27 protein-coding genes are annotated in these 26,720 nt (G+C 70.6%); 11 read left to right on the top strand and 16 right to left on the bottom strand.

What is annotated here, in order from left to right; translation table 11 throughout:
• Positions 1–6 precede the first annotated feature (6 nt).
• Positions 7–852 carry a helix-turn-helix transcriptional regulator gene (locus AB0J04_RS16930; RefSeq protein WP_363169213.1) on the bottom strand — a complete coding sequence of 282 codons (846 nt, stop codon included), beginning with the start codon at positions 850–852 and terminating at the stop codon, positions 7–9.
• A gap of 137 nt (positions 853–989) precedes the next feature.
• On the opposite strand from AB0J04_RS16930, the gene AB0J04_RS16925 reads away from it, so the two are divergent.
• Complete coding sequence (locus tag AB0J04_RS16925) at positions 990–1,385, top strand: ATP-binding protein (protein WP_363169212.1); 396 nt, start codon at positions 990–992, stop codon at positions 1,383–1,385.
• Between the two features lie 63 nt (positions 1,386–1,448).
• Positions 1,449–2,204 (top strand): trypsin-like peptidase domain-containing protein, encoded by a 756-nt coding sequence (locus AB0J04_RS16920; RefSeq protein ID WP_363169211.1) that lies wholly within the window; start codon positions 1,449–1,451, stop codon positions 2,202–2,204.
• Between the two features lie 21 nt (positions 2,205–2,225).
• On the opposite strand, the gene AB0J04_RS16915 is transcribed toward AB0J04_RS16920, so the two are convergent.
• Entirely contained in the window at positions 2,226–2,900 is a 675-nt protein-coding gene (locus AB0J04_RS16915) for a carbonic anhydrase (RefSeq protein WP_363169234.1), read from the bottom strand.
• A 259-nt stretch (positions 2,901–3,159) separates the two neighbouring features.
• Here AB0J04_RS16915 and AB0J04_RS16910 point away from each other — a divergent pair, with 259 nt between their 5' ends.
• From AB0J04_RS16910 to AB0J04_RS16900, 3 genes are all read left to right on the top strand, one after another.
• A complete protein-coding gene (locus AB0J04_RS16910) occupies positions 3,160–4,881 on the top strand; it encodes a serine/threonine-protein kinase (RefSeq protein ID WP_363169210.1) in 1,722 nt (573 codons plus the stop codon).
• A 123-nt stretch (positions 4,882–5,004) separates the two neighbouring features.
• Positions 5,005–5,949, top strand: coding sequence for a bifunctional lytic transglycosylase/C40 family peptidase (locus tag AB0J04_RS16905; RefSeq protein ID WP_363169233.1), 945 nt, complete (start codon positions 5,005–5,007; stop codon positions 5,947–5,949).
• 168 nt (positions 5,950–6,117) lie between these two features.
• Positions 6,118–6,828 carry a phosphatase PAP2 family protein gene (locus tag AB0J04_RS16900; RefSeq protein WP_363169209.1) on the top strand — a complete coding sequence of 237 codons (711 nt, stop codon included), beginning with the start codon at positions 6,118–6,120 and terminating at the stop codon, positions 6,826–6,828.
• Between the two features lie 200 nt (positions 6,829–7,028).
• On the opposite strand, the gene AB0J04_RS16895 is transcribed toward AB0J04_RS16900, so the two are convergent.
• On the bottom strand, positions 7,029–8,603 hold the full coding sequence (locus AB0J04_RS16895; protein ID WP_363169208.1) for an FAD-binding oxidoreductase: 1,575 nt from the start codon (positions 8,601–8,603) through the stop codon (positions 7,029–7,031).
• A 173-nt stretch (positions 8,604–8,776) separates the two neighbouring features.
• A complete protein-coding gene (locus AB0J04_RS16890) occupies positions 8,777–8,947 on the bottom strand; it encodes a hypothetical protein (protein ID WP_363169207.1) in 171 nt (56 codons plus the stop codon).
• Between the two features lie 142 nt (positions 8,948–9,089).
• Here AB0J04_RS16890 and AB0J04_RS16885 point away from each other — a divergent pair, with 142 nt between their 5' ends.
• Positions 9,090–9,935: a hypothetical protein gene (locus AB0J04_RS16885; protein WP_363169206.1), complete on the top strand. Its 846-nt coding sequence runs from the start codon at positions 9,090–9,092 to the stop codon at positions 9,933–9,935.
• Between the two features lie 130 nt (positions 9,936–10,065).
• Positions 10,066–10,251: a hypothetical protein gene (locus AB0J04_RS16880; RefSeq protein ID WP_363169205.1), complete on the top strand. Its 186-nt coding sequence runs from the start codon at positions 10,066–10,068 to the stop codon at positions 10,249–10,251.
• On the opposite strand, the gene AB0J04_RS16875 is transcribed toward AB0J04_RS16880, so the two are convergent.
• Complete coding sequence (locus AB0J04_RS16875) at positions 10,237–10,581, bottom strand: metal-sensitive transcriptional regulator (protein ID WP_363169204.1); 345 nt, start codon at positions 10,579–10,581, stop codon at positions 10,237–10,239. The genes AB0J04_RS16880 and AB0J04_RS16875 overlap by 15 nt on opposite strands.
• A gap of 230 nt (positions 10,582–10,811) precedes the next feature.
• Here AB0J04_RS16875 and AB0J04_RS16870 point away from each other — a divergent pair, with 230 nt between their 5' ends.
• Complete coding sequence (locus AB0J04_RS16870) at positions 10,812–11,432, top strand: DUF47 family protein (protein WP_363169203.1); 621 nt, start codon at positions 10,812–10,814, stop codon at positions 11,430–11,432.
• A 7-nt stretch (positions 11,433–11,439) separates the two neighbouring features.
• On the top strand, positions 11,440–12,438 hold the full coding sequence (locus tag AB0J04_RS16865; protein ID WP_363169202.1) for an inorganic phosphate transporter: 999 nt from the start codon (positions 11,440–11,442) through the stop codon (positions 12,436–12,438).
• A 604-nt stretch (positions 12,439–13,042) separates the two neighbouring features.
• On the opposite strand, the gene pstB is transcribed toward AB0J04_RS16865, so the two are convergent.
• From pstB to AB0J04_RS16810, 11 genes are all read right to left on the bottom strand, one after another.
• Positions 13,043–13,819, bottom strand: coding sequence for a phosphate ABC transporter ATP-binding protein PstB (gene pstB, locus AB0J04_RS16860; protein WP_363169201.1), 777 nt, complete (start codon positions 13,817–13,819; stop codon positions 13,043–13,045).
• Between the two features lie 51 nt (positions 13,820–13,870).
• Positions 13,871–14,935: a phosphate ABC transporter permease PstA gene (gene pstA, locus AB0J04_RS16855; RefSeq protein ID WP_363169200.1), complete on the bottom strand. Its 1,065-nt coding sequence runs from the start codon at positions 14,933–14,935 to the stop codon at positions 13,871–13,873.
• The gene (pstC, locus tag AB0J04_RS16850) at positions 14,932–15,945 is read right to left on the bottom strand and encodes a phosphate ABC transporter permease subunit PstC (protein WP_363169199.1); all 1,014 of its coding nucleotides are present in this window, start codon (positions 15,943–15,945) and stop codon (positions 14,932–14,934) included. Before pstC ends, pstA begins: the two co-directional genes overlap by 4 nt.
• 139 nt (positions 15,946–16,084) lie before the next feature.
• A complete protein-coding gene (gene pstS / locus AB0J04_RS16845) occupies positions 16,085–17,212 on the bottom strand; it encodes a phosphate ABC transporter substrate-binding protein PstS (RefSeq protein WP_363169198.1) in 1,128 nt (375 codons plus the stop codon).
• Between the two features lie 255 nt (positions 17,213–17,467).
• Complete coding sequence (locus AB0J04_RS16840) at positions 17,468–17,848, bottom strand: NUDIX hydrolase (protein ID WP_363169232.1); 381 nt, start codon at positions 17,846–17,848, stop codon at positions 17,468–17,470.
• 229 nt (positions 17,849–18,077) lie between these two features.
• On the bottom strand, positions 18,078–19,199 hold the full coding sequence (locus AB0J04_RS16835; protein ID WP_363169197.1) for a CHAD domain-containing protein: 1,122 nt from the start codon (positions 19,197–19,199) through the stop codon (positions 18,078–18,080).
• Positions 19,180–21,537 carry an RNA degradosome polyphosphate kinase gene (locus AB0J04_RS16830; RefSeq protein WP_363169196.1) on the bottom strand — a complete coding sequence of 786 codons (2,358 nt, stop codon included), beginning with the start codon at positions 21,535–21,537 and terminating at the stop codon, positions 19,180–19,182. The genes AB0J04_RS16835 and AB0J04_RS16830 overlap by 20 nt, the downstream gene beginning before the upstream one ends.
• A 202-nt stretch (positions 21,538–21,739) precedes the next feature.
• On the bottom strand, positions 21,740–22,756 hold the full coding sequence (locus AB0J04_RS16825; protein ID WP_363169195.1) for an ABC transporter permease subunit: 1,017 nt from the start codon (positions 22,754–22,756) through the stop codon (positions 21,740–21,742).
• Positions 22,753–23,790: an ABC transporter permease gene (locus AB0J04_RS16820; protein WP_363169194.1), complete on the bottom strand. Its 1,038-nt coding sequence runs from the start codon at positions 23,788–23,790 to the stop codon at positions 22,753–22,755. Before AB0J04_RS16820 ends, AB0J04_RS16825 begins: the two co-directional genes overlap by 4 nt.
• Positions 23,787–24,698, bottom strand: a complete 912-nt coding sequence (locus tag AB0J04_RS16815) for an ABC transporter ATP-binding protein (protein WP_363169193.1) — start codon at positions 24,696–24,698, stop codon at positions 23,787–23,789. The genes AB0J04_RS16820 and AB0J04_RS16815 overlap by 4 nt, the downstream gene beginning before the upstream one ends.
• The gene (locus AB0J04_RS16810; protein WP_363169192.1) at positions 24,695–25,108 is read right to left on the bottom strand and encodes a GntR family transcriptional regulator; all 414 of its coding nucleotides are present in this window, start codon (positions 25,106–25,108) and stop codon (positions 24,695–24,697) included. Before AB0J04_RS16810 ends, AB0J04_RS16815 begins: the two co-directional genes overlap by 4 nt.
• A gap of 121 nt (positions 25,109–25,229) precedes the next feature.
• On the opposite strand from AB0J04_RS16810, the gene AB0J04_RS16805 reads away from it, so the two are divergent.
• Together AB0J04_RS16805 and AB0J04_RS16800 are read left to right on the top strand one after the other, a co-directional pair.
• A complete protein-coding gene (locus tag AB0J04_RS16805) occupies positions 25,230–25,778 on the top strand; it encodes an RNA polymerase sigma factor (protein ID WP_363169191.1) in 549 nt (182 codons plus the stop codon).
• 79 nt (positions 25,779–25,857) lie between these two features.
• Positions 25,858–26,700: a zf-HC2 domain-containing protein gene (locus tag AB0J04_RS16800; RefSeq protein ID WP_363169190.1), complete on the top strand. Its 843-nt coding sequence runs from the start codon at positions 25,858–25,860 to the stop codon at positions 26,698–26,700.
• Positions 26,701–26,720 lie beyond the last annotated feature (20 nt).

Raw genomic sequence — 26,720 nt, 5'->3', positions numbered from 1 at the left:
ACTTCCTCACAGGTCCTGGATCACTTTGTGGACGAGGTCCCGCGACTCCGAGGGGGAGAGTGCGGAGGCTTCCATACGGTTCAGGAGCACGCGGTACTTGTCGAGTTGGGCTTCGGAGTCGAGGAACGCAGGGCCGTGCGACTGGTCGAGATTGACGGTGTCGAGCTGCGGTACCGGTCCTCGGGAGTAGTAGATCGACTGCCCCGAGCCCGGGAAGGTGCCGGCGTCGAAGGGGATCACCTGGACGGTGATGTGCTCGCGCTCGCTCATGCCCAGCAGATGCTGGAGCTGGGAGCGGGTCACCGAGGAGCCGCCGAACTTCATGCGCAGGGCCGCCTCGTGGATGATCGCCTGGTGCGGGGTCGGGGTGTCCCGGTAGAGCACGGCCTGACGTTTCACGCGGAACGAGATCCGGTGCTCGATGTCCGGCGGTGACATCTCGGGCACGTCCTGGCGGAAGATCTCGCGGGCGTAGTCCGTGGTCTGGAACAGGCCGGGAATGTGGACGGTCACGGCGGTCCGCAGCTGCGCGGCGTGGTGTTCGACCTCCGCCATGTCCAACAGGACGGCAGGCAGGATCTCGCGGTACTCCTCCCACCAGCCGCGCGCCCGCTCGGTCGCCATGTCGCTGAGCGCTTGGACGAGGGCCTTGTCGCCGCAGTCGTACTGGCAGGCCAGCGTGCGTACGCGGTCGGGGCTTACTCCGGCTCGGCCAGCCTCGACGTTGCTGATCTGGTTCTGCTGCACGCCGAGCAGTCGGCTCGCCTGGGTCGAGGTCAGGCCCGCGCGCTCCCGGAGTTTGCGCAGCTCAGTGCCCAGGCGGAGTTGGCGACCCGTTGGATTGCTTCGCACGCGTGTCCGGCCTCCTTGTCACTCACACGAGTGGTAAATCAATGCTTTTCGGCGATCCGTGTAAGAACTTATATGGGTGCCGCTACCTTCACAACCAAGCGCAGTCCCCCAACTCCCCACAGTGATCGGACACTTCCATGCCCACGGTAACCCCGCCCTGGTCCTACACCCTTCAACTCCCCCACGATCTCCGCGCCCCTGGCATCGCCCGTGTCACCCTCCGTACCGTTCTCGCCGCACACGATCTGGCGCAGCTCACCCCTACGGCCGAACTGCTCGCCGCCGAACTCCTCGCCAACGCGCATCTGCACACCGTCGGCCCGTACGCCCTGCGGTTGCGGTCCGTGGAGCATGGGCGGCTTCGGGTCGGTGTATGGGACAGCGATCCCCGTGTGCCAGGGGTCGTCCGGCCGGCCGCTGCCGATGACGAGCACGGGCGCGGGCTCCAGCTGGTCGAGGCCTGTGCCGCGCGGTGGGGGGCCTCCGCGCTGGGCGGGACGGCCGGGAAGGTTGTGTGGGCCGAGTGCGGGTAGCGTCGGAAGGACCGGAAGAGGTATCTGAGGCTTCTCTCACCTTCGTGGGACACAGTGAACCCGATGAAGCGAAACGCCCTGCTCGGTGCGGTCGTCCTGCTGGCCGTCACCTCCGCCTCCGAGGCGGCCGCCGACGGGGGGCCCGGGCCCCTCGGGGTGACGGCCGTCGCCGTGGCGACGGCACAGACCGCCCGGGTCGGCACGCTGTTCAGCGCCGCCGACGCGCACGCGGGCAAGCTCGCCGGTGAGCACTTCTGCACGGCGTCCGTGGTGCACAGCCCGCAGCACGACCTCATAGTCAGCGCGGCGCACTGTCTGACCGGGGCCGGGGGCGGCGATGTCGTCTTCGCCCCGGGGTACCGGGACGGCGTCGCTCCGCACGGGGTCTGGAGCATCCAGCGGGTCTTCCTGCCCGACGGGTGGGCGAAGGGGCAGGACGAGGACAGCGATGTCGCGTTCGCCGTCCTCGGGGAGCGGGGCGGGAAGGACGTCGAGGACGTCGTCGGCGGCAACCGGTTCGTCACGGGTACCACCACCGGGGCCACCGCCGTGACCGTCACCGGCTACCCCACCTCGATCGAGGCCCCGATCCGCTGCAGCAACCGGCCCACCCCGCACAACTCCACCCAGCAGCGCATCGGCTGCCCCGCCTTCACCGGCGGAACCAGCGGCAGCCCGTGGGTGAACGGCGACGACGAGGTCGTCGGCATCCTCGGCGGCCACGAGCAGGGCGGGGCCACGGCCGACATCTCGTACAGCGTGGTCCTGGGGGCCGAGGCGGCGGAACTCTACCGGGAAGCGTCGGCCTCGGCCCCCTGACAGCTGGGGGGGAGCGGAGTCTCAGGTGATGCGGTGCACGCGCTGCGTGGTCAGCTCGTAGCGGGCGCCGACCACGGCCAGCTCGCCGGCGGCGATCTTCGCGGCGAGGTCGGGCTCGGCGGCGAGACGGGCGCGGACGGCTCGTATGTTGGCGTCGATGGTCGCGTCGACGCGGGCGTCGCCGTCCTTGGTGCGGTCGATGTTCGGGCTGATCCGGTCGGCCAGATACTGGATGTGGGCGGGGAGCCGCTCGCCGGTCAGGTCCGCCTGGACGGCGGCCTTCACCGCGCCGCAGGACTGGTGACCGAGCACCATGACCAGCGGGATGTCCAGTTCGAGCACACCGTAGGCGATGCTGCCGAGCACGGCCTCGTCCAGAACCTCGCCGGCGCTGCGGACGGTCATCAGGTCGCCCAGGCCCTGGTCGAAGACGAGCTCCGGGGGCACGCGGGAGTCGATGCAGCCGAGGACGACGGCGAAGGGGTGCTGACTCGTCGTCAGGCTCTGGCGGACGGTGGGGGTCTCGTCCGGGTGCCGCTCGCGGTAGGTGCGCCAGCGCAGGTTGCCGGCCGCCAGCTCGCGCAGGGCCTCGCCGGCCGTGCCGGGGCGGGGGGCTGAGCGGGGGGCGGTGGGGGAGGAGGCCGAGGCGGGGGTGGTGGCGAGGGCTGCGCCGCCGAGGGCCAGGGCGCCGGCCATGCCGCCGCGCAGGAGCGCGCGGCGGGCGGTTCTGGGGGGAGTGTCTTCGGATATCACGGGGTGGAACGTATGGCCGATGCCGAAACCTTGGTGCGTGCGTTGCCTGATCATGGTGGGGGATGAGCAATCCGTGGTCGAACGATGGGGAGGACTTGACGCGCTGCGGGGGCGGCCTTGAGGTGATCGACAGGAACCTCACCGGGGGTCGGGCGGGGGACCGTCTCCCGGGCGAACTGACCTGTGTGGCAAGGTCGGTTCGGTGGACGTACTGAAGGCTCATGACCCCGCGCGGATGGGCGCGCACACACTCCTCGCCAGGCTCGGCGCGGGTGGCATGGGGCAGGTCTACCTCGGGCGCTCGCCCGGTGGACGGCTCGTGGCGATCAAGGTGATCCGGGACGAGATCATCGACCACCCGGAGGCGCTGGCCCGGTTCCGGCGCGAGGTGGAGACGGCGCGGGCGGTACGCAGCGCGTACACGGCGAACCTCATCGACGCCTCGCTGGATACGGCGCCGTACTGGCTGGCGACCGAGTACGTGGCGGGGCCGACCTTGAGCGAGGCGGTGCGGGAGCGGGGGGCGCTGCCTGTGGAGACCGCGCGGCGGTTGTTCGCGGCCCTGGCCGAGGCGTTGGCGAGCGTGCACGCGTACGGCGTGACGCACCGGGACCTCAAACCGCAGAACGTGATCCTCGCGGCCCAGGGCCCGCAGCTCATCGACTTCGGCATCGCGCGGAGCGCATCCCAGACGGCGCTCACCGAGGCGGGGTTCGCACCGGGCACGCCGGGCTACACCGCCCCCGAGGTGCTGTTGCGCAACGAGGTCGGGCCTGCCGCGGACGTCTTCGCGCTCGGCGCGACGCTCGCGTACGCGGCCACCGGCCGATCGCCCTTCGGCCATGGGGAGTCCGCCGGGGTGAGCTATCGCGCCGTGCATGAGGCCATCGATCTCGTGGGCGTGGACGCGGAGTTGGCCGCCCTGGTCGAGGCGTGCGTGGCCAAGGAGCCGGCGGCCCGGCCGGGGCTCACCGAGTTGATAGCGCGGTGCGGGGTGCGCACGGCCCTGGTCGAGGACACGTTCTACGGGGGACTCGTCAGCCTGGCCGAAGCCGTCCCGCAGATCCCTGCCGCCCCACCTCGGTACCCTGCTGCCCCGACCGGGATACCGGCCCCTCCCGCGAATCCACCGGTCGGTCTGCACGACCTGCCGACGGCACCGCCTCCGTACGGCTACGGCCATGGCTACACGCCCACGCAGACGGTCCGGTCGACCCCCGCCGTGCGGCGGCGCGGCAAGCCCTGGCTGATCGCCGGGGCGGCGGGCCTGGCCGTGGGCGTCGGGACCGTTGCCGCTCTCACCCTGCTCCCCGGCACGGGCGGCGCCGGCGACAAGGGCAATGACGGCGCGGCATCGTCGGGAGCGACATCTTCGGCACCCACGACCGCGGGCAGCGACAAGTCGAAACTTCAGCCGCCGGCCTACGTCGAGCAGACGAACCCCTCGCGCGACTTCTGGAAAGCTGACACGACGTCACAGTACGGCGAGGGCACCTGCAATCTGCCGGTGGAGGAGCGCAGCGAGTACTTCCAGAGCTCGGTCTCCGCAGCGGGCAGCGACGCTCCCTACACCTCAGGCAAGGGGCGAATCGAGTTCCGGCTCAAATACGAGCCCTCGACGCCCTACTACGTTTCCGTGGCCGTGAAGTCTCCGCACGCGATCGACGCGGACACGGGCAAGCCCTTCGCCGGAGGGTTCCAGGAGAACCTCGAACTGGGGTACACGAGCCAGCCTGTCGAGGTCGGCACCGAGTGGGTGGACCTGACCTACCCGGACGACTTCCGGCAGATCGTGCGGGGCGAGGAAGCCGGCGACGCCGTCCCCGTCGAGAACGACGCCGGTGACTGGACCGTGCTCTTCCTCCATGTCCAAGGACCCAAGCAATACGCGAGCATTGACTGCAAGGGATTCGTCTCGAAGTAGCGCACACGACACGGACAGGTTCGCGAAAGACCCGTAAACAGGGCCGCGGTGGGGGAGGGTTGAAGCGTGCGAAAAGTTTGGGTGGTCGGCGGAGCCGCGGTCGGGCTCGGGCTGAGCTTCGTGATGCTGCTCATCATTGGTGTGTACCTCGTAGCCGGAAACATCGTCAACGGCGTCGGCGCGGGGAGCGTCGGGCTGGCCAAGGGGGCCGTGCCGTCGGCCTACCAGGCGCTCGTGCAGAAGTGGGGCAACCTCTGCACCGCCATCAACCCCGCCCTGCTGGCGGCCCAGCTGTACCAGGAGAGCGGTTGGGATCCGGACGTCGTCAGCTCCGCCGACGCACGCGGCATCGCACAGTTCATCCCCAGTACGTGGGCCACCCACGGCGTCGACGGCGACGGCGACGGCGACCGAGACATCTGGGATCCGAATGACGCGATTCCATCGGCCGCTTCGTACGACTGCGACCTCGCCAAGTACGTCAAAACCGTGCCGGGAGACGTCACCAACAACATGCTCGCGGCATACAACGCCGGCCCGGACCGCGTCATCAGAGCGGGCGGGGTTCCCTCGATCAGCGAGACGCAGAACTACGTCAAGACGATCCGCACGCTCGAGAAGAGCTTCGCCGCGCCCGTCAGTCGGGTGGATCCTTCCAAGCAGGCCGCCGGGGCCATTTACTACGCTCAGAAGAAGCTCGGGACGCCCTATCTGTGGGGTGGGAACGGTACCGCTGAACAGGGTGGACGGTTCGACTGTTCGGGGTTGACCAAGGCCGCCTACGAAAGCGTCGGGATCACCTTGCCCCGGGTCGCCAACGATCAGTACAACGCCGGGCCGCATCCCAAGCGGAGTGAGCTGTTGCCCGGGGATCTGGTGTTCTTCTCCACCGATCTCGGCAACTCGCGGGCCATCCACCACGTGGGGATCTACGTGGGCGGCGGGTACATGATCGACGCGCCCTACACGGGTGCCGTCATCCGGTTCGACCCCATCGACACGGCGGAGTACTTCGGGGCCACCCGGGTCACCGAAGATGGCGCGAAAGCGCTCCCCACGACGGTCTGACGAGGGCTGTGACCCGGCCTCTGAGCTGCGGGGATCTATCTCTCTTCGATAACGTCTGAGTGATCATTCAGTGGAGAGTGGAACGTATCAACGGGGACCGTGCGTTCCTGTTGAGGCGGGCGCATGTGAGGTGCGCCGAGCAGAACACGACGAAGGGGCCGCAGCACCATGGCTGGACTCGCCGATTCCGGGTCGAACCCCGACGTCGACCTGCTCTATGACATCAACGGGCTCGCCAAGGACGCTCCGCACTGGCTCGACCGGGTGGTCGAGTTCGTGGGGGAGTACGGGCTGCTCCTCGCTATGATCCTGCTCATCGTGTGGTGCTGGTGGGGGGTCCGGCGCAGGAGCGGTGGGGCCGAGGAGGCCGCCTCCTCCGTTGCCGCCCTGGCGTGGGCGCCGCTCGCCGCCGGGATCGCCGTGCTGGTGAACGTGCCCATACGCGGTTTCGTCGAGCGGCCCCGCCCCTTCCGTGATCATCAGGGGCTGGAGGTGCTCGTCTCCGGCAAGACCGACTACTCCTTCGTGAGCGATCACGCCACCCTGACCATGGCCATGGCCGTCGGGTTGTTCGTCGCCAACCGGAAGTTCGGGCTGGTGGGGGTAGGGATCGCGCTGGTGGAGGGGTTCTGCCGGGTCTACATGGGTGTGCACTATCCGACCGATGTGGTCGGCGGGTTCGCGCTCGGGACCGCCGTCGCCCTGCTGCTGTCGCCGGTCGCCTCCATGCTGCTCACCCCCGTGCTGAAGGCCGTCGACCGGTCGCCGCGGGTGGGATGGGTCGTGCGGAGCCGAGCCGCCCGGGTCGCGGAGCGGGACGGGTTCGTGCCCGGCGCCCGGGCCGACCTCGCCGCCGAGGAACGGGATCTCGCCGCCTAGAGCCGGACAGGTACCAGGCCAGTCGAAGCCCCCTAGACCCGTACTTCGCAGGTCGCCGAAAAGGTTCGCCGCAGCGGCCTCTCAGCGTCCGATCTCGACTGGGTCGGTCCGGGACCGCTATTGCCGTAGCGGTTCCGATCGGCGAGCGATCAGCCACGACCACTTGATCTTCACGATCGGGTGACCTGCGAAGTACGGGCCTAGAGCGCTTGCGGGTAGGTGAAGAAGCCCGTCGGGTCGTACTGCTTCTTCAGTTGGGTCAGGCGGGGGAGCGCGGCGCCGTAGTACGCCTTGCGCCAGTTCGTCAGGGTCGGGTCCGCGTAGTTCTGGTAGGCCGCGCCCGAGGCGTACGGGGACATCGCCTTGTGGGCGGTGTTCAGCCAGGACTGCGCGGCCGTGCCCGTCGTGCCCGCCCGCCAGGACACGATGTACTGGGCCAGCATGCGCGAGCGGCGGTGGACGAACGCCGTGGCCGTGGGGGAGACGCGGTTCACCGCGCCCCCCAGCGCCGTGAGGGCGATGCTGCCCGAGCCGGCCGGGACCGACTTCAGCTGGTTCAGGAGGGTCTGGACGCCGGCCGTCGAGAGCGAGACGTCGAAGAAGTCCGAGCGGGCCGCGTAGGTCTCCCGGCCCAGCGCGCCCTGCGGTGAACGGCCCGGCGTCGAGCCCGGCAGATGACACTGGGCGTCCGAGGAGAAGGACGAGCAGCCGGCGTAGACCTCCATCGCCGCCTCGTAGGTGCGGCGGCGCAGGGAGACGGTCGACGCCGGGGCCCCCACCCGGTCCGCCAGCCGGTCCACCGCGTTCTGGAGCTGGCCGTACGTGCCGATGCAGAACGCGGAGACCGAGATGGAGGGGGCGCCGCCCGCCGCGTTCGCCACGTGCAGGGAGGACCAGATCTCGTCGGGCTGGGACGGGCCCCACTCCTGCCACGCCTTCACCACCGCGGCCGCCTTCGCCCAGGGCCAGGTGAGGTAGCCGGTCACCGCCTGGGGCGCGGGGTGGGTCTTGAACTGCAGTTCCGTGACGACGCCGAAGTTGCCGTTGCCGGCGCCGCGCAGCGCCCAGAACAGGTCTTTGTTCGTCGTGGCGTTGGCGACGAGCTGCTTGCCGTCCGCGGTGACGATCGTGGCCTGGGTGAGGCTGTCGCAGGTCAGGCCGTAGGCGCGGGAGACCACGCCGTGGCCGCCGCCGAGGACCAGGCCGGAGACGCCGACCGTCGGGCAGGAGCCAGCCGGGATCGTCACGCCCTTCGCGGCGAGCGTCCGGTAGACGTCGATGAGCTTGGCTCCCGCGCCGACCACGGCCGAGGCGCCGCCGGCCCGGACCCGGTTCAGCTTGGAGACGTCGATGATCAGGCGGCCGTCGCCCGAGGACCAGCCGCCGTAGGAGTGGCCGCCGTTGCGGATCGCGACCTTGGTCCGGTGGGCGCGGGCGTACGCCATGGCGGTGCGGATGTCGTCGGCGTGGGCGACGTAGGCCACCGCGGCCGGCTTGAGGCCGTCGAAGCGGGTGTTGTAGAGCCGGCTGGCGGCGGTCCAGGAGGCTTCGCCGGGGCGGACCAGGGTGCCGTCCAGGTCACGGGCCAGCGCGGTCAAGTCGGCGGGGGCCGCGACGCCGGCGCTCGTGAGCGGGGTCGTCGCCCCGGTTTCCGTTCCCGTTCCCGTTCCGGTCGCCGGGGCGGGGCCGCTCGCGCTGCCGCCGGTCGCCTTGCAGGCGGTCGCCGCTGCCGCGACCGCGGCCGTGCCGCCTGCGATGAACGTACGCCGTTCCATGTTCTGCGCCTTCCCTCGGCCCTTGGCCCTCGGCCGCCTGTCGGCTGCTGCTGCCTTCGTCTGCTTCATGGAGCGAGACGGGGGCATGGGACCACAGGTTCCGGCGGGTCGCGGCGGTGACGGAACAGTGACGTCCGCTCGTCGGTCGGCTGGTCGGTCGGCCGGTCGGTGGGTCAGTTGTCTGTGTGGCGTTGCGCGTCCGTTCTGGCCATGCTTCTCGCTCTGCGGGCCGGGCCGCGCCAGCCGCAGGTGCAGCGGGCCAGGCAGAAGCGGCCCTGTTCGACGGTCGTGGTGGTGTGTTCCCCGTCGGCGCGGGGGTGGGCCGAGCGGTCCTGCTGTGTCACTCCGACAACGTTACCCACGTTCGGCAAAAGACCCGTATGGCGGTCGCACGCTTTCGGTCGCGCGTGACGAGGGGCACTCGGCCGTCGTTACCGGAACGGCGAGGAGCCCGTGACGGACGTACCGGCTGGGGGTAGAGGGACCATGGCGGAGCGGCAGCGCAGGCAGATGGGTGCGGCGGTCCTGTGGGGGATCGTGGCGGGGGTCTGTGGGGTCTGCGCGGGCGCGGCCGGGTGCTCCGGCGGTGGAGCCGCCGGCGAGGACGGCCGGGCCGTCGATCCCGTCGAGACGTTGCACCGGGCCGCCGACGCACTCGTCGAAGCGGGCACCTCGAAGGCCCGTACGTCGATGGAGATGGCCACCGGCGGGACCCGGGTGACCATCCGCGGCCAGGGCGTCTACGACTACCGCAAGCAGCTCGGGGAGCTGAAGGTACTGCTGCCGCAGGATCCGTCCGGGGCCAGTGAGCACCGGCCGATCACCGAACTCCTCGCGCCCGGAGCCCTGTTCATGAAGAACCGGGGGGCCGGGGTGCCGGCCGACAAATGGGTGCGGGTGGAGACTGCGAGCCTGTCCGACGGGAATCTGGTGACCGGCGGGGCCACCGATCCGTTCGCCGCCGCCGAGGTGCTGCGCGGGACGCGCACGGCGACGTACGTCGGGCGGACCGAGGTGGCCGGGACGGCGGTGCGGCACTATCGCGGGACCGCCGATCTGACGATGGCCGCCGAGGACGCGTCCGTGGGCGGACGGGACTCGCTGCGGGCGGCAGCGAAAGGGTTCGCCACGGCTCGGGTGCCGTTCGACGTCTATCTCGACGACCAGGGGCGGATCCGCAAGGTCCGGCACCGGTTCAGTTTCGTGAACGGGCAGCAGAAAGAGGCTGTCGCGGTGGCCTCGACGACCCTGTTGTACGACTTCGGGGCGGCCGTCGATGTGCGGTTGCCCGCGGTGGGGGACATCTACGCGGGGCGGATCGCCGAGGAGTGAAGCTGCCCTCGACTCTCCTGTGCGATTGTTTTCGGCCACAGGGTGGGCACAAGGACTAGCCCGTCCGTGCCATGCGCTCGGTGTATAGCGCTCCCTACCCTAGGAAGTCGGTGACGGCAGAGACGAGGTGATGCGCGTGGCTCCGGGCGGCGGTACGGCAGTTCAGGACCACGTGGCCCTCGCGGAGATCGAACTGTGCGGGGAGCTGATCATCGCGGCCTCCGCGGCGGGCGGCGAACGGCTCAGCCTGGAGAGCATCGACCAGGTGCTGCGGGTGCGGGAAGAAGGAGGAGAGGGCGGGTCAGGTGCGCAGTAGGCGGGCGATCGCCTTCGTCGCTTCCTCCACCTTCGCGTCGATCTCGTCGCCTCCCTTGAGGGCCGCGTCGGCGACGCAGTGGCGCAGGTGTTCCTCCAGGAGCTGCAGGGCGAACGACTGAAGGGCCTTGGTGGAGGCGGACACCTGGGTGAGTATGTCGATGCAGTAGGTGTCCTCGTCGACCATGCGTTGCAGGCCGCGGATCTGGCCTTCGATGCGGCGCAGGCGCTTGAGGTGTTCGGCCTTCTGCTTGTGATAGCCGTGGACCTGGCCCGTCGCGGGGGCCGGGGTGGCGAGGGCCTCTTCCGTGCCGGCCTCGGTGGTCGTCATCGTGTCCTCCAGCGCTCCAGCTCCAGACATATACCCCTACTGGGTATATCGTACCGAAGTTTCGTGGGTATACGGCCCGAGCAGGCACTACGTCGGTCGACCGGCTGCCGGTCGCCCCCCTGCCGGTCTCTCTGTCTCATGGGCGACACTGGGGGACGGCCCATTAGCCGTGGCCGGATGATGCGCCTAGCATCAGCCTGACCGAAACCGATGCATCTTGAGGACCCCACGTGCGATTTCGTCTGACCCCCAGGGAGACGAGCTTCTATGACATGTTCGCCGCCTCCGCGGACAACATCGTCACGGGCTCGAAACTCCTGATGGAACTGCTCGGGGCGGACACCTCCGCCCGGGCCGAGATCGCAGAGCGTATGCGGGCCGCCGAACACGCTGGTGACGATGCCACGCACGCGATCTTCCATCAGCTGAACTCCTCGTTCATCACGCCCTTCGACCGCGAGGACATCTACAACCTCGCGTCCTGCCTCGACGACATCATGGACTTCATGGAGGAGGCCGTCGACCTGGTCGTCCTCTACAACGTCGAGGAACTGCCCAAGGGCGTCGAGCAGCAGATCGAGGTGCTGGCACGGGCGGCGGAGCTGACGGCCGAGGCGATGCCGAACCTGCGGACCATGGAGAACCTCACCGAGTACTGGATCGAGGTCAACCGGCTCGAGAACCAGGCCGACCAGATCCACCGCAAGCTGCTCGCCCACCTCTTCAACGGCAAGTACGACGCCATCGAGGTGCTCAAGCTGAAGCAGATCGTGGATGTGCTGGAGGAGGCCGCCGACGCCTTCGAGCACGTGGCCAACACGGTGGAGACCATCGCGGTCAAGGAGTCCTGAACCTTTCATGGACACCTTTGCTCTGGTCGTGACCATCGGCGTCGCGCTCGGATTCACTTACACCAACGGTTTTCACGACTCCGCGAACGCCATTGCGACGTCCGTCTCCACGCGGGCGCTGACGCCGCGCGCGGCGCTGGCCATGGCCGCGGTGATGAACCTGGCCGGTGCGTTCCTGGGGAGCGGCGTCGCGCATACGGTCAGCAAGGGGCTGATCGAGACGCCGGACGGGTCCAAGGGTATGGGGATCCTCTTCGCCGCGTTGATCGGGGCGATCGTCTGGAACCTCGTCACCTGGTACTTCGGGTTGCCTTCGTCGTCTTCGCACGCGCTGTTCGGTGGCATGGTGGGCGCTGCGCTGGCCGGGGGCACGGATGTCATCTGGTCCGGCGTGCTCGACAAGGTCGTCATTCCGATGTTCGTCTCGCCGGTGGTCGGGCTGGTCGTCGGCTATCTGGTGATGACGGCGATTCTGTGGATATTCAGGCGGGCCAATCCGCACAAGGCCAAGCGGGGTTTCCGGATAGCGCAGACGGTTTCCGCCGCGGGTATGGCGCTGGGGCATGGTCTGCAGGACGCGCAGAAGACGATGGGCATCGTGGTGATGGCGTTGGTCATCGGCGATGTGCAGGGGCCCGATGATCCGATTCCGGTGTGGGTGAAGGTAGCTTGTGCGGTGATGCTGTCGCTGGGGACGTATGCGGGTGGGTGGCGCATCATGCGGACGCTTGGACGGAAGATCATCGAGCTTGATCCGCCGCAGGGGTTCGCGGCGGAGACGACGGGGGCGTCGATCATGTTCACCACCGCGTTTCTGTTCAAGGCGCCGATCTCCACTACGCATGTGATCACTTCGGCGATCATGGGGGTGGGGGCGACGAAGCGGGTCAATGCCGTGCGGTGGGGAGTCGCCAAGAACATTGTCCTTGGGTGGTTCATCACGATGCCGGCGGCGGGGGCGGTTGCGGCTTGTGCGTTCTGGGTTGTGAACCTGGCGTTCCTGTAGGGGGAGCCTGCCCACCCACCCGCCCGACGCGGTAGGCCGAGAGGTCCCGTCCCGGGGCGGCCGGGGGCTCCGCCCCCTGCACCCCCGTCCGCCCGCCCACCCACCCGACTCGGTGGGTCGAGAGGGTGCCCTCTCTCGGGGTTTCGCCCCGAACCCTGGCGGGGGCTTCGTCCCCTGTACCCCTGGGTGTTCGCCCGCCCGCCCGACTGGGTGGGCTGGGAGGGTGTCCTCTCTCGGGGTTTCGCCCCGAACCCGGCGGGGGCTTCGTCCCCTGTACCCCTGGGTGTTCGCCCGCCTGTCTGTCCGAGTCGGTGAGCCGGGAGGGCACCCTCTGCCGGGGCTTCGCCCCCTGCCCGTCCCCGGCTTGGTGGGTTGGGAGGGTGTCCCTTGTCCTGGGCTGGTCAGGGGCTCCGGCCTCGCTCCTCCCCGCCCCTCCCCGCCCCCGGGCATCCGGCCAACCTCCCCCGTCCCCCGTCCCCCGTCCTCCGTCCGACCGTCGGAGGTAACAGTGAGCCCGCCCCCCTGTCGGGGGGGCGGGCTCTTTGTGTCCTCGCGGTGGCACCGCCATGCAGCACCGCGAGGGGACTTGGGGCGGGGTGGCGGTTTAGCCGAAGCGGCCCGAGATGTAGTCCTCGGTGGCCTGGACCGACGGGTTGGAGAAGATGCGTTCCGTGTCGTCGATCTCGATCAGCTTGCCGGGCTGGCCGACGGCGGAGAGGTTGAAGAAGGCCGTGCGGTCGGAGACGCGCGCCGCCTGCTGCATGTTGTGCGTCACGATGACGATCGTGAACCGTTCCTTCAACTCGCCGATCAGGTCCTCGATCGCAAGGGTGGAGATGGGGTCGAGGGCCGAGCAGGGCTCGTCCATCAACAGGACCTTCGGTTCGACCGCGATCGCTCGTGCGATGCACAGGCGCTGCTGCTGGCCGCCCGAAAGGCCCGAGCCGGGCTTGTTCAGACGGTCCTTGACCTCGTTCCAGAGGTTCGCGCCCTTGAGGGACTTCTCGACGACGTCCGCCAGTTCCGACTTCTTGTAGCCGCCGTTCAGACGCAGGCCCGCCGCCACGTTGTCGAAGATCGACATCGTGGGGAACGGGTTCGGGCGCTGGAAGACCATGCCGACCTCGCGGCGGACCGACACCGGGTCGATGCCCGCGCCGTACAGGTCCTCGTCGTCCAGGAGGACCTTGCCCTCGACGCGGCCGCCGGACGTCACCTCGTGCATGCGGTTCAGCGTGCGCAGGAACGTCGACTTGCCGCAGCCGGAGGGGCCGATGAAGGCCGTCACCGAGCGGGGCTCGACCGTCATCGAGATGTCTTCGATCGCCTTGTGGGACCCGTAGTAGGCGGTCAGACCGCTTACGTCGATTCGCTTGGCCATTTTTTCTACTTCACTTCCCGGTCAGATCAGATCAGTCGCTGTGTGGCCGCGTCAGCGACCGGTCTTCGGGGCCTTCCAGCGGGCGATGCCACGGGCCACCAGGTTCAGGATCATCACGAAGGCGATCAGCGTGAGCGATGCGGCCCAGGCACGGTCGTAGGCCGCCGTCGATCCCGCGCTCTGCGCGTACTGCTGGTAGATGTACAGCGGGAGCGAGGCCTGCGCACCCTCGAAGGGGTTCGCGTTGATGAACGGGTTCCCGAAGACCAACAGCAGCACCGGGGCCGTTTCGCCGGCGATGCGGGCGATCGCCAGCATGACGCCCGTGATGATGCCGCCGATCGACGTCGGGACCACCACCTTCAGGATCGTCCGCCACTTCGGCACGCCCAGGGCGAGCGACGCTTCGCGCAACTCGTTCGGGACGAGCTTCAGCATCTCTTCAGTCGAGCGTACGACGACCGGCATCATCAGGATCGCCAGGGCGAGGGAGCCCGCGAAGCCGAAGGGCTCCATGTCCAGCATCAGCATCAGGCTCAGGATGAAGAGGCCTGCCACGATGGAGGGGATGCCGGTCATGACGTCCACGAAGAACGTGACCGCCTTGGCCAGGCTGCCGCGGCCGTACTCGACCAGGTAGATCGCCGTCAGGATGCCGATCGGGGCGCCGATCGCGGTGGCCAGGCCGACCTGCTCCAGGCTGCCGAGGATCGCGTGGTAGATGCCGCCGCCGGGCTCGCTGTCCGCCACCACGCCCATGGAGTGGGTGAGGAAGTAGACGTCCAGGACCTTCACGCCGCGCTGGATCGTCGTCCAGAGGAGGGAGACCAGCGGGACGACGGCGAGCAGGAACGCCATCCAGACCAGGTTCGTCGCGATGCGGTCCTTCGCCTGGCGGCGGCCCTCCACCTTCGCGGCGATGCCGTAGGTGCCGACGAGGAAGAGGAGACCGGCGATCAGGCCCCACTGGACCTCGCTGTCCAGGCCGCCGGCCAGGCCGATGACGACCGCGAGGGCGAGCGAACCGGCCGCGATGGCGTAGGGGGACCAGCTCGGGAGGCTGGCTCCCCGCAGGGTGCTGGGGGTCTTGTCGGCTACTGCGCTTGCGTGGCTCATGCGTTGGCCCCCGAGTACTCACTGCGGCGGGAGATGATCCATCGTGCCGCGCCGTTCACCAGCAGGGTGATGACGAACAGGACCAGACCGGAGGCGATGAGCGCGTCACGGCCGAACTCCGTCGCCTCGTTGAACTTGCTGGCGATGTTCTGGGCGAAGGTGCCGCCGCCGGGGTTGAGGAGGCTGGCGTGGATGTCGAAGTCGGGGGAGAGCACGGTGGCCACCGCCATCGTCTCGCCGAGGGCGCGGCCGAGGCCGAGCATCGAGGCGGAGATCACACCGGAGCGGCCGAAGGGGAGCACCGACATGCGGATGACCTCCCAGCGGGTGGCGCCCAGCGCCAGGGCCGCCTCCTCGTGCATCTGCGGGACCTGGCGGAAGACCTCGCGGCTCACGTTGGTGATGACCGGCAGGATCATGATCGCCAGCAGGATGCCCACCGTGAGCATCGAGCGCGGGGCGCCCTCGTCCCAGGAGAAGATCCCGGTCCAGCCGAAGTAGTTGTTCAGCCAGCCGAACAGGCCGTCCATGTGCGGTACGAGGACCAGTGCGCCCCAGAGGCCGTACACGATGGACGGCACGGCGGCGAGCAGGTCGATCACGTACGCGACGGGGCCGCTCAGGCGACGCGGGGCGTAGTGCGTGATGAAGAGGGCGATCGAGACGGCGATCGGGACCGCGATGGCCATGGCGATGATCGACGAGACCACTGTGCCGAAGGCCAGGACGGCGATGCCGAACTTCGGCGGGACGAGGCCGGTGTTCCACTCGAAGGCGGTGAGGAAGTTGGCGTCGTCCTTGCTGATCGCGAGCGAGGCGCGGTAGGTGAGGAAGACCGCGATCGCGGCCATGATCACCAACAGGAAGATGCCCGAGCCGCGGGAGAGCGCGAGGAAGACGCGGTCGCCGGGTCGGGTGGCGCCGCGGGTGGCGGCCTTCTGCTCGGCCGAGCGGATCTCGGTGGGGGGAGGGGTGCCGTCCGTGTCTGACTTCTGTGTCGATATGTCCATAGGGGTCTCCGGTCTGCGGAGCCGCCTGCGGGTTGTGGGCGGCTCGGGTGGGGCCGGACTGCGGGCGGCCCCTGGCGGCGGTGCACCGGACGGGTGCGGTCCGGACCGGGTTCCCCGGAGCCGGACCGCACCGCTGAGATCAGCTCAGGCCCTCGATGGTGGTGCGGACCTTGGAGATGATGGCGTCGGGGATCGGCGCGTAGTCGATGCCCGAGAGGATGCCCTGGCCCTCCGTGCTGGCGATGTAGCGGAGGAAGGCCTTGGTGGCGGGCAGGGTCGCGGCCTTGTTGCCCTTGTCGCAGGCGATCTCGTACGTGACCAGGGTCAGCGGGTAGGCGCCCTCGGCCTTGGTGTTGTAGTCCAGCTTCAGCGACAGGTCGCTGCCGGTGCCGACGACCTGCGCGGCGGCCACGGCCTTGGTGGCGCCGTCGGAGGAGGGCTTGACCGGGGCCGAGGCGCCCGTGTCGACGGCGACGGTGCCGAGGCCGTCCTTCGCGTACGACAGCTCCATGTAGCCGATCGCGCCGTTGGTCTGCTTGACGCCCTGGGCGACACCGGAGGAGCCGGCCGCGGCCTGGCCGCCCTTGGCCTGCCAGGCCTTGCCGCCGGAGTACTTCCAGTTGTCCGGGCTGGCGGCGATCAGGTACTTGGTGAAGTTGTCCGTCGTACCCGACTCGTCCGAGCGGTGGTACGGCTGGATCTTCAGGTCGGGCAGCGTCGCGTCGGGGTTCAGGGCCTTGATCGCGGCGTCGTTCCAGTTGGTGATCTTGCCGTCGAAGATCTTGGCGATCGTGGCGGCGTCCAGCGTCAGGTTGTCGACGCCCGAGACGTTGTAGGCGACGGCGATCGGGCCGGCCACCATCGGCAGGTCGATGCCCTGGCCGCCGGAGCAGACCGACTTGGAGGCGGTGACCTGCTCCGGCTTCAGCGCGGAGTCGGAGCCGGCGAAGGCGACCGTGCCCTGCGTGAACGCGGTGACACCGGCGCCGGAGCCGGAGCCCTTGTAGTTGACCTGGACGCCGGAGCAGGCCTGGGTGAAGTTCTTGACCCAGGCGTCGATCGCGTTCTTCTGCGCGGAGGAGCCGTCGGCGAGGAGCTGGCCCTTGGCGTCGTCACACTTGATGGACCCGGCGGCCGCGGTGGCGGACGAGCTGCTGCCGCTGCTGGAGCCGGTGTCGTCGGAGCCGCACGCCGTGAGGGCCAGGGCGCCGGAGACGGCGAGAGCACCGAGGGAGAGAGCCCGCCGGTTCATGCGCTGAAGCTTCACTTGAGGAAGATCCTTCCAGGAGCCGCCGTCCTGAATTCCGGCGGCGTGCGGAGTGTGCGAAGTCTGGTCGGTCCGGCGTGCCCTTTCGGTTCGCGTGCCGCACCGCGTAAGGCCGAAATTAGGCAGATCAGGTGAAGGCGCTTACGGGCGCGAGTGAACGGCGGGTGAACCCCTGGGGACGGTGCGGTTAGGTCACGGAACGCTCACGTCGAGGACACGGGGCGATTCCGGCGGCCCACCCTGTTCCCCCACCCGTTATGCCAGGTGCAGGACGTGCAGCAGGGCGTCCACGAGTGTGCGGTCCCTCGGCTGGGTGAGCCGGTCGCGGGCAGCCGGCGGAGCGAGCCAGAGCAGCCTGTCCACCTCGTGGTTGGGGACGAACAGGCCGGAGACGGCCTCCGCCGCCCAGTAGCGGACCAGCTTCGGGCGGCCGTTCGCCTCGTACTCGACGGTGGGGAGCCGGGTGCCGGGCACGGCCCGGTGGCCAGTCTCCTCCTCCACCTCGCGCAGCGCGCCCGCGAGCGGGTCCTCGCCGCGTTTCAGCTTGCCCTTGGGGTGCGACCAGTCGTCGTACTTGGGGCGGTGGACGAGGCAGATCTCCAGCCCGCCCGCCGCCGCCGGGGACCGCCGCCACAGGACGCAACCGGCTGCCTGGACGACGGAGTCGTCGGAGCCGGCGGGGCCGTCGGGGCCGGCGGGGCCGTCGGGGCCGGTGGACTGCTCGGGGGTGCCGGCGGGGCGGTCGGGGGCGCCGGTAGGGCGGTCGGGGGTGTTCGCCGTGCTCACCTGGTTCTCACCGCCTGTCTGTTCAGGGTGCGCCGTCTGTTCAGGGTGCGCCGTGCGGTCAGGGTGCGCCGTGCGGAGGTCAGGGGGCGCCGATGGGCTGTTTCTGCCACGAACGCTGGAACGTGTACCGGGCCGCCTCCACCTCGTGCCGCTGGTCCGCGTGCAGCACGCCGAGCGCGTACGCCGTCGCGGGAGCGATCCGGGGGGTGCGGGCCGCCTGCGCCGCGGCCGACGCCGCCTCCGAGGCGTCCCGGTGCCGGTCGAGGGCGTGGCCCGCGGTGAGCAGCCGGACGTCCAGGGGGGTGCTGCGGCCGTGCACGACCTCGCACGCGTACCGGTGCAGGCGCAGCAGGAGCCGGGCCTGGTGCCAGGGCGCGTCCTGCGGGTGCGGGGCCGGGTCCGGGGAGAGGCCGTGGATCAGGGCCTGCGCGTTGTACGGGTTGCCCGCGGTGCTCAGCGGGAGCGCGCCGACCGCGTCGACGAGGCGCTCCTCGGCCGCCGCGGCCAGCGGGCACAGGTCGGTGGCCGCGGCGGCCGGGGTCAGCGGCACCTCGCTGGCCAGGACGGCGACCTTGTCCGCGACGGCGTGGAAGCGGGAGGAGCCGAGGGCCTGGAGGGCGGTGGAGTGGGCCCGGGTGCGGGCGAGGGTGAGCTGACGGTCCAGGAGGGCGCCGGCCTTCGCCGCGCCCACGGTGAGGTTGCCGCGGTCCGGGGTCGCCGGGTGCGCGGCGGCGGCCCGGTTTCCGCCCGAGGCGGTGCGGCCCGGGCCCGTCGCCTGGGCCTGGGGCGGCACCGGTGTGGAGCCCGACAGCCGGTTCAGCGCCAGCAGCAGCCGCTCCAGCCGGGCCCCGTACGCGTGCTCCAGGGCCAGCGTGCCCGACAGCCAGGCCAGTTCGGGGCGGATCCCCTCCGACCACTCGTGGTCGAGGAGGGGCCGGAAGGTGTGCAGGCTGCCGCTGATGCGGCGGGCCGAGCGGCGCAGGGCGCGCGCCGCGTCGTCCCGGTCCGCCTCGACGCCGTTCGACGAGCCGCCCGACGAGCCGTTCGACGTGGCGCCGCCCGTCTCCCGGTGCAGGCGCAATGCGCGGAGGAACTCCGTGGCCTGGGCGCGGAGGTAGCCCGCCAGGGCGTCCCCCGTCGTCGCGGGCCCGGTCGCGGCCTCCGCCGCGGGGTCCGTCAGGTCATGGTGTCGCTGTGCCACGCCGGCGCCTCCGGGCGTCTATGAACATCTCCTGGATGTTGCGCAGGGGCGCGCCGTCCGCATCGGTCGCGTGCCGGATCCACTCGCCGTCCGGGCCGAGGTGCCAGGAGGAGGTGGAGTCGGACATGCCGGTCTCCAGCATCCGGTTCAGGGACGCCCGGTGGGCCGTGTCCGTGACCCTGACCAGGGCCTCGATACGGCGGTCGAGGTTGCGGTGCATCATGTCGGCGCTGCCGATCCACACCTCGGGCTCCCCGCCGTTGCCGAAGCCGAAGACACGGGAGTGCTCGAGGAAGCGGCCGAGGATGGAGCGGACCCGGATGTTGTCCGAGAGGCCCGGCACGCCCGGGCGCACCGCGCAGATGCCGCGCACCCACACGTCGACCGGCACGCCCGCCTGGGACGCGCGGTAGAGCGAGTCGATGAGGGCTTCGTCGACTATCGAGTTGACCTTGATGCGGACGTGCGCGGGCCGTCCCGCGCGGTGGTGCTGGATCTCCTTGTCGATGCGTGAGATCAGGCCGTCACGCAGGGACTTGGGGGCGACGAGGAGACGGCGGTAGGTCTCGCGGCGGGAGTAGCCGGAGAGCCGGTTGAAGAGGTCGGAGAGGTCCGCGCCGACCTGCGGGTCGGCGGTCAGCACGCCGAGGTCCTCGTAGAGCCGGGCCGTCTTCGGGTGGTAGTTGCCGGTCCCGACGTGGCAGTAGCGCCGCAGCGTCTCGCCCTCCTGGCGGACCACCAGCGACAGCTTGCAGTGGGTCTTCAGACCGACGAGGCCGTAGACGACGTGACAGCCGGCCTCCTCCAGCTTGCGCGCCCACTTGATGTTGGCGTGCTCGTCGAACCGGGCCTTGATCTCGACCAGGACGAGGACCTGCTTGCCGGACTCGGCGGCCTCGATGAGCGCGTCGACTATCGGGGAGTCGCCCGAGGTCCGGTACAGGGTCTGCTTGATGGCGAGGACGTCCGGGTCGGCGGCCGCCTGCTCCAGGAACGCCTGGACGGAGGTGGAGAAGCTGTCGTACGGGTGGTGCAGCAGCACATCGCGGTTGCGCAGCGCGCCGAAGATGTCGGGGGCGGAGGCGGACTCCACCTCGGCGAGGTCGCGGTGCGTGCCGGCGATGAACTTCTTGTACTTCAGCTCGGGGCGGTCGAGACCGTGGATGCGGAAGAGACCGGTGAGGTCGAGCGGGCCGGGCAGCGGGTAGACCTCCGCCTCGGAGATCTTCAGCTCGCGGACGAGGAGGTCGAGCACCTCGCGGTCGATGGACTCCTCGACCTCCAGGCGCACCGGCGGCCCGAAGCGGCGCCGCATGAGCTCCTTCTCCAGGGCCTGCAGGAGGTTCTCGGCGTCGTCCTCCTCGACCTCCAGGTCCTCGTTGCGGGTGAGCCGGAAGGCGTGGTGCTCCAGCACCTCCATGCCCGGGAACAGCTCCTCCAGGTGCGCGCCGATGACGTCCTCGATGGGGACGTAGCGGCCCGGGCTGCTCTCCAGGAAGCGGGACAGCAGGGGCGGCACCTTGACGCGCGCGAAGTGCTTGTTGCCGCTGACCGGGTTGCGCACGACGACTGCGAGGTTCAGCGAGAGACCCGAGATGTACGGGAAGGGGTGCGCGGGGTCGACGGCGAGCGGGGTGAGGACCGGGAAGATCTGGTGCCGGAACAGCGTGAAGAGGCGGGCCTGCTCCTTCTCCGCAAGTTCGCTCCAGCGGACCAGGTGGATGCCCTCCTCCGCGAGGGCGGGGGCGATGTCCTCGTGGTAGGTCGCGGCGTGCCGGGCCATGAGCTCGCGCGAGCGCGCCCAGATCATCTCGAGCACCTCGCGCGGCTGGAGACCGGAGGCCGAACGGGTGGCGACCCCGGTGGCGATCCGGCGCTTCAGGCCGGCCACCCGGACCATGAAGAACTCGTCCAGGTTGCTGGCGAAGATGGCGAGGAAGTTGGCCCGTTCGAGGAGCGGGGTGTTCGGGTCCTCGGCGAGTTCCAGGACGCGCTCGTTGAACGCGAGCCAGCTGCGCTCCCGGTCCAGGAAACGGCCCTGCGGAAGCTGGGGGCCGTCGTACGGCGCCTCTTCGTAGGTGTCGAGGTCGGCGTCGATGTCGGGCTCCAGATCGGAGACCACGGCAGCCACTGTGTGCGGGCGGTGCGCGGCTATGGAGCCCACGGAGGGCTGCGCGTGCTGGATCTCGGCCTGGGTCTCTTGCTGGCTCATGTACCCATTCTTCCGCGCCAACAGTGATACAGGCGCGTCGGAACGTGCGGGCGGGATCGCGGCGGTGCTTCCCTGGGGCTGATTTCCCTCGGGAGGCGGCGAAGGCTCGGGCACGGCGGGCTTCATTCGCCGAGCCTCGCAAGGTCGTCTGAACCAACGGTTACGGCGACATGGCGTGCGGGATATCGCGGGGCGGCTCGCGGGGGTCGGAGGATGCCCCGGTGGGGGCGACACGCGCGCGGGGCGTGTACGTCCTTCCCCCCGTGGAGGGACGTGCACGCCCCGGGGTCCGCCCGGGATCGGCGGTGATCGGCCGGGATCGGCGGTTTCAGGCCGTGCGGCGGCGCAGCAGCAGGAAGGCGGCCGTGGTCGCGGCGGCCGCCACCGCGAGGACGACGCCGCTCTCCACGAGCTGGAGCGGCCAGTAGTGGGACTCCGGGTGGTAGGTGAGATAGGTCCCGGAGAAGCCCAGGTCGTCGAGGCAGCGACGGCCCTCGGCGACCGTGCCGTCGCATTGCCAGATGTCGAAGTCCGGGTCGCGTCGGCCGTGGATGACGGCGCCGTTCTCCAGCTCCCACGCGCTGTCCGGATACTCGACGTCCTGGGTGGTCGAGGTGATGGTCAGCGCGGGCCAGAAGGAGTCCCGGAACTGCGCCACCACGTAGCCGAGCAGCCCGGTCGTGGCCACGGAGACGGCGAGGGCGGGCAGGGTACGGCGCAGCAGGAGCGCGATCAGGGTTCCGACGGCGAGGGCGCAGAGGGCGTACGCGACGGTGGCCGGGCCGCGGGCGAGGAAGGCGCTGCCGGCCTTCCAGCCGTTGCTCAGCGGGTCCTGGTCGGCGGCCCAGGCCCAGCGGTACACGAGGACCAGGGCGGTGGCGCCGACGGTCACCGCGAGGGCGGGGACGGCGAGCTTGGCGGCCAGCCAACGGGTGGGCGAGACGCCCTGGGTCCAGGCGAGGCGCGCGGTGCCGCTCTCCAGTTCCCGGCCGATGAGGGCGCTGCCCGCGAAGGCGGCGACGGCGAGGAAGAGATAGCCGGTGAGCAGGCCGATCCACTCGACCGACGGGCCGTAGCCGGTCCAGCCCATCGTCGTGTCGCACCAGTCCTGGTCCGTCCGGTCACAGGCCTCCACCGCCGCCCGCTTGCTCGCGGCGCCGACCTCCGTGGCGCACACCAGCCAGCCGCTCAGGCCGATGACGGCGAGTGCCCACACGGTGAGGGCGGCCCGGTGCACCCGCAGCACGGTACGGGCGAGGCCCCAGGACCTGCGGCCGTCCGCGCCGCCGCGGACGGCCCGCGCGGGCATGCTGTCCGGAGTGCTCTCAGGGGCTACGGCGGTCATACGGCGGCCTCCTGGGCGACGCGCGGGGTGGTGGCGGTCGTGCGCCTGATCAGGACGAACGCGGCCACGGCGAGGGCGGCGGCCACGGCGAGCACGAGGGCGGTGGTGGTCAGCTGGAGCGGCCAGTAGTGGGACTCGGGGTGGTAGGAGGAGTAGAAGCCGGTCGCGTCGAGCTTCTTGTAGAGGGCGGCGCAGGTGTCGGAGGAGGACGCCGGTCCGCAGCCGGGGTCGGCGACGTGCGCGCCGGAGGAGGTGACCAGACCCGAGTCGACCTGCATGCCGTCGCTCCGGTGGGCGTCGCCGAGGCTGGTGACCTTGGTGAAGGTCGGCCACAGATGGGGCATGGCCAGGTCGGCCAGCACGCGCAGGGCGGCGACGAAGCCCAGGGCGAGCATCAGCGCGGGCAGCGTGCGGCGCAGCAGCAGGCCCGCGAGGGCGCCGGCGGTCAGGCCGGTCAGGGCGAGGGCGACCGTGGTGGGGCCGTTGGTGTGCAGGGTCAGGCTGTCGTGCCAGTTCTTGGCGGTGTCGATACGTCCGTCGCCCGCGGACCACGTCAGGCGGTGCAGCGTGACCAGCAGACCGGTGCCCGCGGCGACCAGGACGGCGGGGACGGCGAGCTTGGTGGCCAGCCAGCGGACCGGGGACAGGCCCTGTGTCCAGGCGAGCTGCGCGGTGCCGTGCTCCAGCTCGCGGCCGAACAGGGAGGCGCCCGCCCAGGCCGCGACGACGAAGGGGAGCGCGGTCAGTGCGCCGGTCGTGTACATGTACACGCTCTTGTAGCGGACGATCGCGTTCTGGTCGTAGGCGCACGGGCCGGCGTCGTAGTCGCACGCGTTGTACTGCCGCCAGCCCTGGATCGCCGAGTCGGTCAGCGGGCCCCACAGCCATATGAGGGCGAGGCCGAGGACGGCGACGACGCCGATCCACCCGTGGAAGGCGGGCCGGTGCAGGCGGAGGAGCCAGTGGGTTCCGGGTGCGGGGGTCCGCTTGGCGGCGGGGGCCGTCCGGTCCGAGCCGAGGGTGAGCGCGGTCATACGGCGGCCTCCTCGGGCTGGGCCGCGGCGAGCGGGGCGGCCTGCGGGTTGCGCAGGTAGGCGAGGACGAGCTCCTCCAGGGTGGGCGTCGAGGTCCGCCAGTCGTCGGCGAGCGGGCCGGCCGGGCGCACCAGCGCGGTGAGCTGACGTCCGGTGACGCGCGACTCGACGACGGTGTGCGGGGCGAGCTCGGGGGCCTGGGCCGGGGAGTCGTCCACGGAGACGGTGGTGCTCACGCGCGCGTGGGCGGCGAGCAGGTCGTCGATCTCACCGGCGAGGCGCACCCGGCCGCCGCCGACCAGCAGCAGGTGGTCGCAGGAGTCCTCCAGTTCGGCGACGACGTGCGACGACATGACGATCGTCGTGCCGTGCTGCGCCGCCTGCGCCATCAGGGAGCCCATCAGCTCGTGCCGGGCCAGCGGGTCGAGGTCGGCCATCGGCTCGTCGAGGAGGAGCAGTTCGGGCTGCTTGGCCAGGGCCAGGGCGAGCGCGACCCGGGTGCGCTGGCCGCCGGAGAGGGCGCGGATCTTCTTCCCGGGGTCGAGATCACCCGCGGCGACGATCCCCTCGGCGGTCTCGGCGTCCCAGCGCCCCGGGTTGAGATCGGCGCCCACGAGGAGCGTCTCGGCGACGGTGAGCTGCGGGTACAAGGGCTTGTCCTGGGCGACGTAACCGACACGCGCGCGTGCGGACGCCGGATCCGTGCCGAGGACGGTGACCCGGCCCTCGGTGGGGGCCAGCAGACCGGCGGCGAGGGCGAGGAGCGTGGACTTGCCCGCGCCGTTGGGGCCGACGACGGCACAGACGCGCCCGGTGGGGAGCCGGAACGTGCAGTCGCGCAGCGCCCAGCCACCGCGCCGGCCGAAACGCTTGCCGAGCGCGGTTGCCGCCATGGCGGTGTCGGTCATGAGGGGTCTCCCTGGAGGTGCTCGTTCGGGGTGGCAACGGCGAAGCGTTCGTCGAGTACGGCGGTGAAGAGCGCGGCCACGTCGTCGCGGTCCAGTCCGGCCTGCTGGGCCCGGACGGCCCAGCCGTCCAGTTCCGTGCGCAGGGGCGAGTCGGCCGGGGCGGTGCTCAGCCCGCGCCGCACGAAGGTGCCGAGGCCGCGCCGGGCCTCCACCAGCCCGTCGCGCTCCAGCTCGCGGTACGCCTTCAGCACGGTGTTCGGGTTGATGGCGGTCGCCTCGACGACCTCGCGGGCGGTGGGGAGCTTGTCGCCGGCCTGGAGCATGCCCAGGCGCAGGGCCTGCTTGGTCTGCTGGACGATCTGGACGTAGGTGGCGACGCCGCTGTGCCGGTCGATGCGGTATTCGACCACTGGACAACCACCCTTTCACTAATTGAGTAGTGAAAGGGTGGTGCAAGGGCGGTGCGCATGTCAAGAAAAAATCGTGCGCCGAACCGTGAACCGATCGGCGGGTCCGGTCCGATGAGGGGATGTGAGCGAAACGAGAAGCGACGGGGAGCTGCTGCGGGCCATCGCAGCGGACCGGGACCGTCACGCCTTCGAGGAGCTGTACCGGCGGTACGCCCCGTGGTTGACCGCGCGCATGCGCGGCCGCTGCGCCGACGCCGGGATAGTCGACGACGTCGTACAGGAGACGTTCCTCGCGGTGTGGCGGGGCACCGCCCGCTACCGCGACGAGGGCTACTCCGACGCGGCCGGCTGGCTGTGGCGCATCGCCGCGCGCCGTCTGGTCGACGCCGTGCGCGGCGACGGCGCGCGCGGCCGGCTGCGCCAGACGCTGTCTCGCCTGCGCCACCGGGACGAGGCATCGGCGGAGGAGCGCGTGCTCGCGGGGGTGGAGCACGGAGACCTCGCCGGGGCCCTCACCCGGCTCTCGCCGGAGCTGCGGGCCGTCCTGCAGGCGACCGTCATCGACGGGCTCACCACCCGGGAGGCGGCCGTACTGCTCGGCATCCCGCCCGGCACCGTCAAGACGCGGGCCCTGCGCGCCCGCAAGCAACTGCGGGAGGCGCTGGCATGAGGCGGTACGTGTGCGGGGTGGGCCTGCGCGCCCGCCTGGGCGACGAGCGGTCGGACGAGCAGTCGAAGGAGGACCTGGCATGACCTGGCACGTGGCTGAAGAAGACCTGCGCGCCTACGCGCACGGCGAGTTGGCGCCGCCCCTGCTGTGGTCCGCCGACACCCACCTCACCGGCTGCGCACAGTGCCGGGAGCGGCTCGCCGGGGCCACCGATCCGATCGCGCTGGACGACGCCTGGGAGCGGCTGGACGCGGAGCTGGACGCGCCGCGGCCGGCCCTCCTGGAACGGCTGCTGGTGCGCCTCGGCGTGGCGGACCACACCGCGCGGCTCCTCGCGGCGACGCCGGTGCTGCGCAGATCCTGGCTCCTGTCGGTGCTGTTCCTGCTGGTCATGACCGTGCTGGCAGTACGCATGGCCGACCAGCCGGCCCTGTTCCTCGCACTCGCCCCGCTGCTCCCGCTCGCCGGGGTCGCCCTGTCCTACGGCCCGTCCCTGGACCCGACGTACGAGATGGCCGTCGTCGCCCCGCTGCACGGCTTCCGGCTGCTGATGATCCGTACGGTGGCGGTGCTCACCGCGGGCCTGGCCTTCAACGGCCTGGCGACGCTGGCCCTTCCGGGGTACGGGCTGCTGGCCCTGACCTGGCTGCTGCCCGCGCTCGCCCTCACCGGGACGGGGCTCGCGCTGACCGCCCGGTTCGGGCCGGTCGTCGCACCCGTCCTCGTCGGCGGCGCGTGGCTCACGCTGCTGGTGGTGGCCAAGGTGCAGACGCCCGCGCACGACACGCTCGCCCCCTTCACCACGGCAGGCCAGTCGGCCGCGGCGGCGGTGGCGGCCCTCGCCGCGCTGCTCCTCTACCAGGCCCGGGACCGTTTCGACGCCCGCCCCATGGCCGGTTTCCCGGGCGGCGGCACGACATGACACGGCGCCCCGACCTCGCC

Source organism: Streptomyces sp. NPDC050263, from assembly GCF_040655955.1.
Lineage (GTDB): Bacteria > Actinomycetota > Actinomycetes > Streptomycetales > Streptomycetaceae > Streptomyces.
The sequence above is the reverse complement of the archived record's forward strand: the minus strand, read 5'-3'. Positions and strand labels throughout refer to the sequence as shown.

Excerpts from the sequence above, each read along its gene's own strand:
- AB0J04_RS16925 (WP_363169212.1), top strand. The coding sequence starts at position 990 with ATGCCCACGGTAACCCCGCCCTGGTCCTACACCCTTCAACTCCCCCAC.
- AB0J04_RS16920 (WP_363169211.1), top strand. The coding sequence starts at position 1,449 with ATGAAGCGAAACGCCCTGCTCGGTGCGGTCGTCCTGCTGGCCGTCACC.
- AB0J04_RS16915 (WP_363169234.1), bottom strand. The coding sequence starts at position 2,900 with ATGGCCGGCGCCCTGGCCCTCGGCGGCGCAGCCCTCGCCACCACCCCC.
- AB0J04_RS16905 (WP_363169233.1), top strand. The coding sequence starts at position 5,005 with ATGCTGCTCATCATTGGTGTGTACCTCGTAGCCGGAAACATCGTCAAC.
- AB0J04_RS16900 (WP_363169209.1), top strand. The coding sequence starts at position 6,118 with ATGGCTGGACTCGCCGATTCCGGGTCGAACCCCGACGTCGACCTGCTC.
- AB0J04_RS16895 (WP_363169208.1), bottom strand. The coding sequence starts at position 8,603 with ATGGAACGGCGTACGTTCATCGCAGGCGGCACGGCCGCGGTCGCGGCA.
- AB0J04_RS16885 (WP_363169206.1), top strand. The coding sequence starts at position 9,090 with ATGGCGGAGCGGCAGCGCAGGCAGATGGGTGCGGCGGTCCTGTGGGGG.
- AB0J04_RS16880 (WP_363169205.1), top strand. The coding sequence starts at position 10,066 with ATGCGCGTGGCTCCGGGCGGCGGTACGGCAGTTCAGGACCACGTGGCC.
- AB0J04_RS16875 (WP_363169204.1), bottom strand. The coding sequence starts at position 10,581 with ATGACGACCACCGAGGCCGGCACGGAAGAGGCCCTCGCCACCCCGGCC.
- AB0J04_RS16865 (WP_363169202.1), top strand. The coding sequence starts at position 11,440 with ATGGACACCTTTGCTCTGGTCGTGACCATCGGCGTCGCGCTCGGATTC.
- pstB (WP_363169201.1), bottom strand. The coding sequence starts at position 13,819 with ATGGCCAAGCGAATCGACGTAAGCGGTCTGACCGCCTACTACGGGTCC.
- pstA (WP_363169200.1), bottom strand. The coding sequence starts at position 14,935 with ATGAGCCACGCAAGCGCAGTAGCCGACAAGACCCCCAGCACCCTGCGG.
- pstC (WP_363169199.1), bottom strand. The coding sequence starts at position 15,945 with ATGGACATATCGACACAGAAGTCAGACACGGACGGCACCCCTCCCCCC.
- AB0J04_RS16830 (WP_363169196.1), bottom strand. The coding sequence starts at position 21,537 with ATGAAGCCCGCCGTGCCCGAGCCTTCGCCGCCTCCCGAGGGAAATCAG.
- AB0J04_RS16825 (WP_363169195.1), bottom strand. The coding sequence starts at position 22,756 with ATGACCGCCGTAGCCCCTGAGAGCACTCCGGACAGCATGCCCGCGCGG.
- AB0J04_RS16820 (WP_363169194.1), bottom strand. The coding sequence starts at position 23,790 with ATGACCGCGCTCACCCTCGGCTCGGACCGGACGGCCCCCGCCGCCAAG.
- AB0J04_RS16815 (WP_363169193.1), bottom strand. The coding sequence starts at position 24,698 with ATGACCGACACCGCCATGGCGGCAACCGCGCTCGGCAAGCGTTTCGGC.
- AB0J04_RS16800 (WP_363169190.1), top strand. The coding sequence starts at position 25,858 with ATGACCTGGCACGTGGCTGAAGAAGACCTGCGCGCCTACGCGCACGGC.